This is a genomic window from Streptomyces sp. MRC013 (assembly GCF_023614235.1).
GTDB lineage: Bacteria > Actinomycetota > Actinomycetes > Streptomycetales > Streptomycetaceae > Streptomyces.
The window spans coordinates 1,221,882-1,234,403 of record NZ_CP094264.1; the positions used below are offsets into that span (position 1 = coordinate 1,221,882).

General features: G+C 73.7%; 9 protein-coding genes. All 9 read right to left on the reverse strand.

Annotated elements, in window-relative coordinates:
• Positions 1 to 116: 116 nt before the first annotated feature.
• Positions 117 to 683: a GNAT family N-acetyltransferase gene (locus tag LUW75_RS05385; RefSeq protein WP_250337555.1), complete on the reverse strand. Its 567-nt coding sequence runs from the start codon at positions 681 to 683 to the stop codon at positions 117 to 119.
• Between the two features lie 37 nt (positions 684 to 720).
• Positions 721 to 2,961, reverse strand: coding sequence for an MMPL family transporter (locus tag LUW75_RS05390; protein ID WP_250334596.1), 2,241 nt, complete (start codon positions 2,959 to 2,961; stop codon positions 721 to 723).
• A gap of 196 nt (positions 2,962 to 3,157) precedes the next feature.
• On the reverse strand, positions 3,158 to 4,672 hold the full coding sequence (gatB, locus tag LUW75_RS05395; RefSeq protein ID WP_250334597.1) for an Asp-tRNA(Asn)/Glu-tRNA(Gln) amidotransferase subunit GatB: 1,515 nt from the start codon (positions 4,670 to 4,672) through the stop codon (positions 3,158 to 3,160).
• Between the two features lie 17 nt (positions 4,673 to 4,689).
• The gene (locus tag LUW75_RS05400) at positions 4,690 to 4,929 is read right to left on the reverse strand and encodes a hypothetical protein (protein WP_250334598.1); all 240 of its coding nucleotides are present in this window, start codon (positions 4,927 to 4,929) and stop codon (positions 4,690 to 4,692) included.
• 88 nt (positions 4,930 to 5,017) lie between these two features.
• Positions 5,018 to 6,517 carry an Asp-tRNA(Asn)/Glu-tRNA(Gln) amidotransferase subunit GatA gene (gene gatA / locus LUW75_RS05405; protein ID WP_462933693.1) on the reverse strand — a complete coding sequence of 500 codons (1,500 nt, stop codon included), beginning with the start codon at positions 6,515 to 6,517 and terminating at the stop codon, positions 5,018 to 5,020.
• 5 nt (positions 6,518 to 6,522) lie between these two features.
• Positions 6,523 to 6,819, reverse strand: a complete 297-nt coding sequence (gatC, locus tag LUW75_RS05410; RefSeq protein ID WP_168438730.1) for an Asp-tRNA(Asn)/Glu-tRNA(Gln) amidotransferase subunit GatC — start codon at positions 6,817 to 6,819, stop codon at positions 6,523 to 6,525.
• 86 nt (positions 6,820 to 6,905) lie between these two features.
• Positions 6,906 to 9,044: a putative bifunctional diguanylate cyclase/phosphodiesterase gene (locus LUW75_RS05415; protein WP_250334599.1), complete on the reverse strand. Its 2,139-nt coding sequence runs from the start codon at positions 9,042 to 9,044 to the stop codon at positions 6,906 to 6,908.
• Between the two features lie 232 nt (positions 9,045 to 9,276).
• Positions 9,277 to 11,481: an NAD-dependent DNA ligase LigA gene (gene ligA, locus LUW75_RS05420; RefSeq protein ID WP_250334600.1), complete on the reverse strand. Its 2,205-nt coding sequence runs from the start codon at positions 11,479 to 11,481 to the stop codon at positions 9,277 to 9,279.
• Positions 11,482 to 11,494: 13 nt separating this feature from the next.
• Positions 11,495 to 12,508 (reverse strand): methionine synthase, encoded by a 1,014-nt coding sequence (locus tag LUW75_RS05425; RefSeq protein WP_284453803.1) that lies wholly within the window; start codon positions 12,506 to 12,508, stop codon positions 11,495 to 11,497.
• Positions 12,509 to 12,522 lie beyond the last annotated feature (14 nt).

Sequence of the window (12,522 nt, forward strand, 5' to 3'; positions counted from 1 at the left end):
GGCGGGCTGACGACCCGGAGGCTCCGGGGCCTGCGGGGCCGCGCGGCGCCTTCCCGCCGGCGGTGTCCCGCCCCGGCCCCGGGGCGGGCCCGGCCGCACGGGAGGCGCGGGGGGTCCTATGCGCCGTCCCCGCCCGCGCGGAGGGCGCGCCATTCGGGGGCGAGGACGGACCAGACCTCCAGGTCGTGGCGTACTCCCCGGTACAGGTGGGCCTCGCGCAGAACCGCGTCCCTGGCCATGCCGAGCCGCTTGGCGACGTTGACGCTGGCGGTGTTGCCCGAGGCGACCAGCCACTCGACGCGGTGGATGCCGCGCACCTCGACCGCCCAGTCGACGAGGGCGCGGGCGGCGCGGGTCACCAGGCCCCGGCCCACGGCGGCCGGCTCCAGCCAGCAGCCCGCCTCGCAGGTGCCGGCGGCGGCGTCCATGGTGCGGAGCATGACCCCGCCGACGAGGGTGCCGTCCTGGCGGATGCCGAGGATGCGGCCGGTGTCGGCGGCGGCCTTGTCCGCGTACGACTGGAGGAAGGCGCGTGCGGACGGCAGGTCCGGGGCGACGTCGGCGAGGGCGATGTACCGCCCGACGTACTCGCGGCCCCGGTCGAGGTGGGCCAGGTACTCCTCGGCTTGCCAGGGCTCCAGCGGCCCCAGCTCCGCCCCGTCCCCCAGGGACAGGCCGAACAGGCTCATCGTGCTCCCCCTCCCCCGCCGACCGGCGGGACTACGGCACGAGTTCGCCCTCGCCGCTCGTGCGCTTCCCCGGAATCCTCGCACACGCCGGCCCGCGGTCCGCGGGGGCCTCGATGCCGATGCGGGGCAGCCAGCGGTCGAGGGAGCGGGGCATCCACCAGTTGGCGCCGCCGAGCAGGTGCATCAGGGCCGGGACGAGCAGGGTCCGCAGGACGAACGCGTCGAGGGCGACGGCGGCGGCCAGCCCGATGCCGAACATCGCGATGACGCGGTCGCCGGAGAGGACGAACGCCAGGAACACGGCGATCATGATCACGGCGGCGGAGTTGATCACGCGGCCGGTCTCGGCGAGGCCGACGCGGACGGCCCGCCGGTTGTCACCGGTCTCCAGCCACTCCTCGTACATCCGGCTCACCAGGAACACCTGGTAGTCCATGGAGAGGCCGAAGAGCACGGAGACGGCGATGACCGGCAGGAACGGTTCGACGGGCCCGGCCCGGCCGAGACCGAGGAGCTCGCTGCCCCAGCCCCACTGGAAGACCGCCACGACGGTTCCGAGCGCCGAGGCGACGGCGGCGACGTTCATCGCGGCGGCCTTCAGGGGGATCCCGACGGACCGGAAGGCCATCAGCAGGAGCAGGCAACCCAGTGTGATCACGGTGCCGACGAACAGCGGCAGCTTGCCGACGACGACCCGCGCGAAGTCGTCGTGCGCCGCCGTGACGCCGCCGACGTGCACGTCGAGCGGGGAGCCGGCCACGGCGGCGGGCAGCACGTCGGCGCGCAGCCGGTCCACCAGGTCGCTGGTCCGCCGCGACTGGGGCGCGGAGTCCGGTACGACGGTAACGACGGCGGCGTCGCCGCCGTACTCGACGGGACCGGCCGACTCGACGCCCTCCGTGGCGCGGAGCCGCGCGGGCAGCCGGTCCGCGGCGAGGCGGTCGCCGGCGCCGTCGATCCGCGCGACGAGGGTGAGCGGCCCGTTGGCGCCGGGCCCGAAGCCCTCGGCGAGCAGGTCGTACGCCTGCCGGGTGGTGGCCGCGACGGGGCCGTTCCCCTGGTCGGAGGTGCCCAGGCGCAGGGAGAGCGTGGGCAGGGCGAGGACGAGCATGACGACGGCGGCGACGGCGCCCAGCTTCTTCGGGTGGCGTTCGACGAAGGCGGACCAGCGGGCGGCGAACCCGGTGGCCGTCTCCGGTCCGGGACCGTGCTCGGCGAGGCGGCGGCGCTCGCGGCGGGAGAGGGCCCGCACGCCGATGAGGGAGAGCAGGGCGGGCAGCAGCGTGACGGAGGCGGCGACGGTGAGGACGACGGTGAGGGAGGCCGCCACCGCAACGCCGTCGAGGAAGTCCAGCCGCAGGACCAGCATGCCGAGCAGGGCGATGCAGACGGTGGCGCCGGCGAAGACGACGGCCCGGCCGGTGGTGGCGAGGGCGTCCCGGGCGGCCCCGGCGACGTCGAGCCCGCGTTTGAGGCCCTGGCGGTGGCGCGTGACGACGAACAGCGCGTAGTCGATGCCGACGCCGAGGCCGATGAGCGTGCCGAGCATCGGGGCGAAGTCGGCCACGGTCATGAGGTGGCCGAGCAGGGCGACGCCCGAGTACGCGGTGCCGACGCCGACCAGGGCCGTGGCGATGGGCAGGGCGCTGGCGGCGAGGGAGCCGAAGGCGAGGAGGAGGACGACCGCCGCCACGGCGACGCCGACGGCCTCCGCGGCGTGGGAGCCGCCGCCCTCGGTGAGGGCGGCGACGGGGCCGCCGACCTCGACCCGCAGGCCGTCGCCGGCGGCGGCGCGGGCGGTGTCGACGAAGGCGCGGGCCTCCGCCTCGGGGATGTCGTCGGCGAACCGGTCGAAGGCGACGGTGGCGTGGGCGGTGCGGCCGTCCCCGCTGATCCGCCCGCCGTCCGCCCCGCCTCGCGGGGCCGCGGCCCCGGGGAGCCCCGCGGGGCCGTACGGGGTGGCGACGGCGGTGACTCCGGGCAGCCCGGCGACCTCGTCGAGCATGGCGGTGACGCGCTGTTCGACGGCCCCTTCCCGCACGTCGCCGCGCTCGGTGTGCCAGACGACGGTGGCGCTGTCGCCGCTCCGGTCGGGGAACGCCTCCCGGAGCACGGCCGCGGCCCGGCCGGACTCGGTGCCCGGGATCTCGTAGTCGTCGCAGTAGGCGGGGCCGACGGCTCCGGCGGCCGCCGTGGCGCCGCAGAGGGCGGCGAGCCAGAGCAGTACGACGGCGAGGCGGTGGCGCATGCACCACCGGGCGATGGCTGCCAAGGACTTCGCTCCCTGCTCGGAGGTTCTGGCCCTGCGCCGGAGGCCTCCGGGAGGACGCGTGACCGTACAGGAGGCAACTTTGACACCGAACAGCGGCTTTGCGCCCGTTTGATGGGCTTGCTCACCGCACGTGCAGCACGAAGGGCGGTACGCCGGCTCCCGGTGCACCGCCCCCGTACGCCCGTACGGCTCCGGCTCAGCCCTCGGCGACGCCCAGCCTCTCCAGGATCAGCTCCCGCACCCGGGCCGCGTCGGCCTGTCCGCGCGTGGCCTTCATGACCGCGCCGACCAGCGCGCCGGCCGCGGCGACCTTGCCGCTGCGGATCTTGTCGGCGATCGCGGCGTTCGCGGCGATGGCCTCGTCGACGGCGGCGCCCAGGGCGCCCTCGTCGGAGACGACCTTCAGGCCGCGCTTCTCGACGACGGTGTCCGGGTCGCCCTCGCCGCCGAGGACGCCCTCGATGACCTGGCGGGCCAGCTTGTCGTTGAGGTCGCCGGAGGACACCAGCTCCGCCACCCGGGCGACCTGCGCCGGGGTGATGGCCAGCTCGTCCAGGGAGGTCCCGGCCTCGTTGGCGTGCCGGGACAGCTCGCCCATCCACCACTTGCGCGCCTGGTCGGCCTGGGCGCCCGCCTCGGTCGTGGCGACGATCAGGTCGAGCGCCCCGGCGTTGAGGATGGACTGCATGTCCAGCGCGGAGACGCCCCACTCCTCGCGCAGCCGGTTGCGGCGCACCCGCGGCAGCTCGGGCAGTCCGGCGCGGAGCTCCTCCACCCACTCCCGGGGCGGGGCCACGGGCACGAGGTCGGGCTCCGGGAAGTAGCGGTAGTCCTCCGCCTCCTCCTTCACCCGGCCGGACGTCGTGGAGCCGTCGTCCTCGTGGAAGTGGCGGGTCTCCTGGACGATCGTCCCGCCGCCGACGAGGACCGCGGCGTGCCGCCGGACCTCGTAGCGGACGGCCCTCTCGACGGACCGGAGCGAGTTGACGTTCTTGGTCTCGCTGCGGGTGCCGAACTTCTCCGTACCGACGGGGCGCAGCGACAGGTTCACGTCGCAGCGCATCTGGCCCATCTCCATGCGCGCCTCGGAGACGCCCAGGGCGCGGATCAGCGCGCGCAGCTCGGCGACGTACGCCTTGGCGATCTCGGGGGCGCGGTCGCCGGCCCCGACGATCGGCTTGGTGACGATCTCGATCAGCGGGATGCCCGCGCGGTTGTAGTCGAGCAGCGAGTGGGACGCGCCGTGGATGCGGCCGGTCGCGCCGCCGACGTGCGTCGACTTGCCCGTGTCCTCCTCCATGTGGGCGCGCTCGATCTCCACGCGGAAGATCTCGCCGTCCTCCAGCTGGACGTCCAGGTAACCGTCGAAGGCGATCGGCTCGTCGTACTGGGAGGTCTGGAAGTTCTTCGGCATGTCCGGATAGAAGTAGTTCTTCCGGGCGAAGCGGCACCACTCGGCGATCTCGCAGTTCAGCGCGAGGCCGATCTTGATCGCGGACTCGACGCCGGTCGCGTTGACCACGGGCAGCGCGCCGGGCATGCCGAGGCAGACCGGGCAGGTCTGGGTGTTCGGTTCCGCGCCCGGCTCGGTGGAGCAGCCGCAGAACATCTTGGTCTCGGTGCCGAGTTCGACGTGCACCTCCAGGCCCATGACGGGCTCGAAGGTGGCGAGGGCGTCCTCATACGACACCAGGTCAGTCGTGACGGTCACGGTGGAAACATTCCCTCTCAGCCGAACAGGACGTCGTCGTCGCCGACGCGCTTCAGCTCGCGCACCAGGATGGCGAGGCCGGTCGCGATGGCGGCGGCGGACACGACGGCGTCCAGCAGCAGGAGCGCGTCGCTCTCGGTGCGGGCCTTGCGGGCCTGCTTGACCACGCTCATCGCGCCGAACGCGGTGGTGGCGATCGACAGGTACGTGCCGGCCCTCGACTTCTTGAAGCCCTTGGCCTTGCTCAGTGCGCTCACAGTGCTCCTCCGTTCGCTTCTCCGCCCACGCGGCGCAGAGGTGCGGTCTTCGTCGTCGTCCGCGGCCCGGCGGCCGCGTGTGCGTCGCTCACAGCGAAGGAGCCTCCTCCAGCAGCGGGTGGCCCCAGCGTGCCACGTAGGCGGCCTCGACCGCGGCGCCCACCCGGTACAGGCGGTCGTCCTTCATGGCCGGGGCGATGATCTGCAGACCGACCGGCAGGCCGTCCTCCGGGGCCAGGCCGCAGGGGAGCGACATGGCGGCGTTGCCCGCGAGGTTGGTCGGGATGGTGCACAGGTCGGCCAGGTACATGGCCATCGGGTCGTCGGCGCGCTCGCCGATCGGGAAGGCGGTGGTCGGGGTCGCCGGGGAGACGATCACGTCGACCTGCTCGAAGGCCTTCTCGAAGTCGCGCGTGATGAGCGTGCGGACCTTCTGCGCGGAGCCGTAGTACGCGTCGTAGTAGCCGGAGCTGAGCGCGTACGTGCCGAGCATGATGCGGCGCTTGACCTCGTCGCCGAAGCCGGCCTCGCGGGTGAGGGAGGTGACCTCCTCCGCCGAGCGCGTGCCGTCGTCGCCGGTCCGCAGGCCGTAGCGCAGGCCGTCGAAACGGGCGAGGTTGGACGAGCACTCGGAGGGCGCGATCAGGTAGTACGCGGAGAGCGCCAGGTCGAAGGAGGGGCAGTCCAGCTCGACGACCTCGGCGCCCAGCTCCCTCAGCAGCTCGACGGCCTCGTCGAACCGCTGGACGACGCCGGCCTGGTACCCCTCGCCGCGGAACTGCTTGACGACGCCGACGCGCGTCCCCCGGACGCGGCCGTTGCGGGCGGCCTCGACGACCGGCGGGACGGGTGCGTCGATGGACGTGGAGTCCATCGGGTCGTGGCCGGCGATCACCTCGTGGAGGAGGGCCGCGTCCAGGACCGTGCGCGCGCAGGGGCCGCCCTGGTCGAGGGAGGAGGAGAAGGCGACCATGCCGTACCGGGACACCGCGCCGTACGTCGGCTTGACGCCGACCGTGCCGGTGACGGCGGCGGGCTGGCGGATGGAGCCGCCGGTGTCCGTGCCGATGGCGAGCGGGGCCTCGTACGAGGCGAGGGCGGCCGAGGAGCCGCCGCCGGAGCCTCCCGGGATCCGGGTGAGGTCCCAGGGGTTGCCGGTCGGGCCGTAGGCGCTGTTCTCGGTGGAGGAGCCCATGGCGAACTCGTCCATGTTCGTCTTGCCCAGGATGACCACGTCGGCGGCGCGCAGCCTCGCGACGAGCGTCGCGTCGTACGGCGGGATCCAGCCCTCGAGCATCTTCGAGCCGACGGTGGTCGGCATGTCGCGCGTGGTGAAGATGTCCTTCAGGGCGAGCGGGACGCCGGCGAGCGGGCCGAGCTGCTCGCCGCGCTCGCGCTTGGCGTCGACGGCGCGGGCCTGCGCGAGGGCGCCCTCGCGGTCGACGTGGAGGAAGGCGTGGACCTTCTCGTCGACCGCCTCGATGCGCGCGAGGTGTGCCTCGGCGACCTCGACGGCGGTGAGTTCGCCGGAGGCGATCCTCGCCGCGAGCTCGGCGGCGGTGAGCTTGACGATGGTGCTATCCGTCATGTCGGTCAGTCCTCCCCGAGGATCTGCGGCACCTTGAAACGCTGCTGCTCCCGGGCCGGGGCCCCGGAGAGCGCCTGCTCGGGGGTGAGCGACGGACGGACCTCGTCCGCGCGCATGACGTTGGTCAACGGCAGCGGGTGGGAGGTCGGCGGGACGTCTTGGTCGGCGACCTCGGAGACGCGGGCGACCGCGCCGATGATGTCGTCGAGCTGGGTGGCGAAGTGGTCGACCTCTTCGTCCCCCAGCTCCAGACGCGCCAGCCGGGCGAGGTGGACGACCTCCTCGCGCGTGATGCCAGGCATGCAGCGATCCTCAGGGGTGAGTGATTGGGTTGTGGCCCAATCCTATGGGTCCCGCCGCGATGCCCGTGAAACGGTTTGCCCTCCTCCTAGGTGACGGGGTGGCTCGACGGGTGGTCGGAGGAGTGGTCGGACGGGGCGGCAGGGAGCGTCCTCGCGGGCCGCTGCCAGCCGTGCACGCCGCGGGCGCGGAGCCAGGCCGTCGTCTCGTGCGGCGGCATCGCGGCGGCGACCAGCCAGCCCTGGACAGCGTCGCAGCCCAGGTCGCGCAGGCGCTCCCAGGTCTCGTCGTCCTCCACGCCCTCGGCGACGACGAGGAGCCCGAGGGAGTGGGCCAGGTCCACGGTGCAGCGGACGATCTCGGCGTCCTCCGTGTCGACGGCGAGGCGGGCGACGAACGAGCGGTCGATCTTCAGCTCGCTGACCGGCAGGCGGCGCAGGTGGACCAGGGAGGAGTAGCCCGTGCCGAAGTCGTCCAGGGACATCTTCACCCCGTGGCCGGTGAGGCCGGCGAGGGTGTCGGCGGCGCGTTGCGGGTCCTCCAGGAGGACGTGCTCCGTGATCTCCAGTTGCAGTGCGCCCGCGGGGACGCCGTGGCGGGCGAGGCGGGCGGCGACGGCGCCGGCGAAGCCGGGGCTGTGCACGTCGCGCGGGGAGACGTTCACCGCGACGGGGACCTCCAGCCCCTGGGCGCGCCACCGCGCAACCTGGCCGAGCGCCGTCTCCAGCACGTACTCGGTGAGGTGCGGCATCAGGCCGGACGACTCGGCGATGGCGATGAACTCGTCCGGGGGGACGCGGCCGCGCTCCGGGTGGACCCAGCGCACCAGCGCCTCCAGGCCGGCGACGTGGCCGTCGAAGCGGACCTTGGGCTGGTAGTGCAGCTCCACCTCGCCCGCGTCGAGGGCGCGGCGCAGGTCGCCGAGGAGGCCGAGCCGGTCCGGGGTGTTGGAGTCGCGCTTGGACTCGTACACCTCGACGCCCGTGCGGTCCCGTTTCGCCTGGTACATGGCCACGTCGGCGCGCTGGAGGATCTCCTCGGCGTCGAGGGCGTGGTCGGGGAAGACGGCGACGCCGGCGCTGGCCTCCAGGACGAGGGTGAGCCCGTCGAGGTCGAGCGGGGACGACAGGTCGGCGGCGAGGTGGCGGGCGACGCGCTGGGCGCTGGTCGTGGAGTCGACCGCCGGCAGGAGGACGGCGAACTCGTCGCCGCCGAGCCGGGCGGCCTCGGCGCCGCGCGGCAGGGCGAGGCGCAGGCGCTCCGCGATCTGCAGGAGGAGCCGGTCGCCGGCGAGGTGGCCGAGCGTGTCGTTGACGGACCGGAAGCGGTCGAGGTCGATCAGGACGAGCGCGGCGCGCCGGCCGTCGGCCTCGGCGGCCTCCAGGGCGGCCCAGGTGCGTTCGAGCAGCCACTGCCTGTTGGGGAGGCCGGTGAGCGGGTCGCGGAGCTGCTCCTCGGCGCGGGCCCGGGCGATCCAGAGCGTGGAGTCGAGGGCGATTAAAGGCACGGCGAACAGCGGCAGCAGGACCGGCAGGGCGACGGCGACCACGCAGATGAGCGGGGTGATGCCGAGCAGGGCGACGGCGACGAGGCACTGCCGGAGCAGCGCCGTGCGGACGGCCGTGGGCAGGTCGCCGATCCGCGGGGCGCGCGTGTACCACAGGGCGAGCCGGGTCACCACCAGGTACGTCCCCGCGGCGAGGGCGACCTCCGGTACCGCGGCGATCCCCCATTCGAGCGGCTGCCAGGGCCGTTCGACGGAGGGCACGTCGTCGAAGGCGGCGAGGACGAGCGCGGCGCCGCCGATGCCGAGGACGTCGGCGGCGCCGTGCAGCAGGCCCTGCCGCCAGCGGTGCCTGCGGGCGGCGCCGACGAGGACGACGACGGCGAGGCTGACCAGGCCGGCGGGGACCCAGCCGAACAGGAGCAGCACCGCGAGGGTGAGGGCGGCACCGGAGCCCGTGCCGCCCCACCAGCGCTCGGGGCCGAGGGCGACGAGGTGGCCGACGACGATGCCGGTGAGGACGGCGAGGGACCAACCGGTCGTCCCGCCGGGGAAGAGGGCGTGCCCCCCGCTCACGGCGCGGTGCAGGCCGGTGGCGACCGCGACGCAGGCGAGGGCCACGACGACGACGGGCAGTCTGGAGAGGAGGCCTTCCAGGGCCGCCGCGCGCCGCGCTCGCACACGCGGCCGTGTGACCGGATCGGCACTCTCGGTCGGTTTCATTCCGTCCCTCTCACAGCCGGCGGTGCCGTTGCCTCTGCCTCGTGATGGCCCGGTGACCCGTCACCGCGGCCGGATTCGCCCAACGTGGCCGTACAGAACAGGCGCACGTCACAACAGTAGGCCGCGGAGGGCGTTCACGGGCAGCGCTCTACAGCTCTTGCCCGATTGCCACCCCGCCACCCTTATGCGGCCGGTATGCGCCGAACGGGTGATGTCTTCCGGCCTGTTCGGCTCAGGCGCCCTCCTGCTGCTCGAACGGGACGGCGGCTTCGCGGGCGGCGTCGGGGCCCTGTTCGAGCAGGACGGCGAAGCCGTCCTCGTCCAGCACCGGGACCTTCAACTGCACCGCCTTGTCGTACTTGGAGCCGGGGTTCTCCCCCACCACCACGAACGCCGTCTTCTTGGACACGGACCCGGTCACCTTCGCACCGGCGCCCTGCAGCGCTTCCTTCGCGCTGTCCCTCGTGTGGTTCCGCAGTGTGCCGGTGACGACGACGGCGAGCCCCTCCAGGGGACGCGGGCCCTCGTCCCCTCCGGCGTGCTCCTCCTCCATCCGGACGCCCGCGGCACGCCACTTGCGCAGGATCTCGCGGTGCCAGTCCTCCGCGAACCACTGCTTCAGGGACGCGGCGATGACGGGTCCGACGCCCTCGACGGCGGCCAACTCCTCCTCGGTCGCCTGTTCGATGCGGTCGACGGAGCGGAACTCGCGGGCCAGCACCCCGGCGGCGACGGGGCCGACGTGGCGGATCGACAGGGCCGTGATGACCCGGGCGAGCGGACGCCGCTTGGCCTCCTCGATGTTGGCGAGCATCGCGAGGGCGTTCTTCTTCAGCTCGCCCTGCTGGTTGGCGAAGACCGTGACGACCTTCTCCTCGCCGGTCTTCGGGTCGCGCTTGGGCAGCCCGCTGTTCTGGTCCAGGACGTACGCCTTGATGTCCCGCAGCCGGTCGGCCCGCAGGTCGAACAGGTCCCCCTCGTCGGCGATCGGCGGCTCGGCCGGCTCCAGGGGGCGCGTGAGCGCGGCAGCGGCCACGTAGCCGAAGTTCTCGATGTCGAAGCAGCGGCGCCCGGCCAGGTAGAACAGGCGTTCCCGCAGCTGGGCGGGGCAGGTGCGGGCGTTCGGGCAGCGCAGGTCGACGTCGCCCTCCTTCATGGGCTTCAGCGGCGTCCCGCACTCGGGGCACTCGGACGGCATGACGAACTCGCGCTCGCCGCCGTCGCGCAGGTCGACGACCGGTCCCAGGATCTCCGGGATGACGTCGCCGGCCTTGCGCAGCACGACCGTGTCGCCGATGAGGACGCCCTTGGCCCGCACCACGTCCTGGTTGTGCAGGGTGGCGAACTCCACCTCGGAACCCGCCACCGTGACCGGCTCCACCTGCGCGTACGGAGTGACGCGGCCCGTGCGGCCGACGCCGACGCGGATGTCGACCAGCCTGGTGTTGACCTCCTCGGGCGCGTACTTGTACGCGATGGCCCAGCGCGGGGCGCGGGAGGTGGAGCCGAGGCGGCCCTGGAGGCGGATCTCGTCCAGCTTGACGACGACGCCGTCGATCTCGTGCTCCACCGAGTGGCGGTTCTCGCCGTAGTGCGCGATGAACTCCCGCACCCCGTCGATCCCCTCCACCACGCGGTTGTGCCGCGCCGTGGGCAGGCCCCACCCGTGGAGCAGCGCGTAGGCCTCGGACAGGCGGTCGAGGGCCAGGCCCTCGTGCGCGCCGATGCCGTGCACCACCATGTGCAGCGGGCGCGCGGCCGTGACGCGCGGGTCCTTCTGGCGGAGCGAACCGGCCGCGGCGTTGCGCGGGTTGGCGAACGGCTTGTCGCCGGCGGCGACCAGCCGTGCGTTCAGCTCCTCGAACTCCTCCATCGGGAAGTAGACCTCGCCGCGGATCTCCACGAGGTCCGGGACGCGGTCGCCCTCCAGCCGGTCGGGGACGTCGGAGATGGTCCGCACGTTCGGCGTGATGTCCTCGCCCGTGCGGCCGTCCCCGCGGGTCGCCGCGCGCGTCAGCCGGCCCTTCTCGTACGTCAGGTTCACGGCGAGGCCGTCGACCTTCAGCTCGCACAGGAAGTGGTGCTCCGCCGAGCCGACGTCGCGCCCGACGCGCTCGGCCCAGGCGGCCAGCCCCGCGTCGTCGAAGACGTTGTCGAGGGAGAGCATGCGCTCGCGGTGCTCGACGGCGGTGAACTCCGTCTCGTACGTCCCCGCGACCTTCTGGGTGGGCGAGTCGGGGGTGCGCAGCTCCGGGTACCGCTCCTCCAGCTCCTCCAGGGACCGCAGCAGCCGGTCGAACTCGGCGTCGCTGATGACCGGCTGGTCCTTCACGTAGTACCGGAAGCGGTGCTCCTCGACCCGTTCCGCCAGCCGGGCGTGGTCCTCCCGGACCTCCGCCGGTACCGCGTCGCGCTGGTCGTGCTGTTCGACAGCCACGTCGATCCTTCCGTCACTCAGGGTCGTCCGCGAGGGACTTCGCCGCCTTGACACAGTGCGCCAGCGCGCGGCGGGCGTAGCCGGGCGAAGCGCCCGCCAGCCCGCACGCCGGAGTGATCACCAGGGACTCCGCGAGGGTCCCCGGATTCAGCCCCAGCCTGCGCCACAGCGTCCTGACCCCCATGACGCTACCGGCAGGGTCCGACAACGCGGCGTCGCTGGAGGGCACGACGCCCGCGAAGAGTTTCGTGCCGCCCTCGACGGCCTCGCCGATCGCCTCCTCGTCACGCTCGGTGAGGAGCCCGAAATCGAACGAGACGGCCGAGGCACCCGCACGGCGCAGCAGCGCGAACGGCGCGCCGGGGGCGCAGGAGTGCACGACGGAGGGCCCGCCGTGGACGCCGATCACGTCGCGCAGGGCGCTCTCGGCGACCTGCCGGTCGACGGCCCGGTGGGTGCGGTAGCCGCTGGCGGTCCTGACGCGGCCGTGCAGGACGGCGGTGAGGGACGGCTCGTCGAGCTGGAGCACGACCCGGGCGCCGGGCACCCGGCGGCGCACCTCGGCGAGGTGGCCGCGGAGCCCCTCGGCGAGCGACGCGGCGAGGTCGCGGCAGGCCCCGGGGTCGCCGAGGGCCGCCTCGCCGCCCCGCAGCTCCAGCGCGGCGGCGAGCGTCCACGGTCCGACCGCCTGGACCTTCAGGGGTCCCGTGTACCCCTGGGTGAACTCCTCCAGCGCGTCGAGGTCCTCCCCCATCCAGGAGTGTGCCCGGCGCGTGTCGCGGCCGGGCCGGTCGCTGACCCGCCACCCGCTGGGCTCCACGTGGGCGTAGACCTCGACCAGGAGTCCCAGCGTCCGGCCGATCATGTCGGCGCCGGGCCCGCGGGCGGGCAGTTCGGGCAGGTGGACGAAGTCCTCGAAGGACCCGGCCACGGTCCTGGCGGCCTCGCGCGCGTCGCCGCCCGGCATCGACCCGACTCCTGTGGCCGGGCCCCAGCCGATGTCGTCGCTGTGGTTGTTCTCGCTCACCCGGGAAGGGTACG

What these genes read in the sequence shown, in the direction of transcription:
- gatA (WP_462933693.1), bottom strand. Translation starts at nt 6,517, where the DNA reads ATGACGGATAGCACCATCGTCAAGCTCACCGCCGCCGAGCTCGCGGCG.
- gatC (WP_168438730.1), bottom strand. Translation starts at nt 6,819, where the DNA reads ATGCCTGGCATCACGCGCGAGGAGGTCGTCCACCTCGCCCGGCTGGCG.
- LUW75_RS05415 (WP_250334599.1), bottom strand. Translation starts at nt 9,044, where the DNA reads ATGAAACCGACCGAGAGTGCCGATCCGGTCACACGGCCGCGTGTGCGA.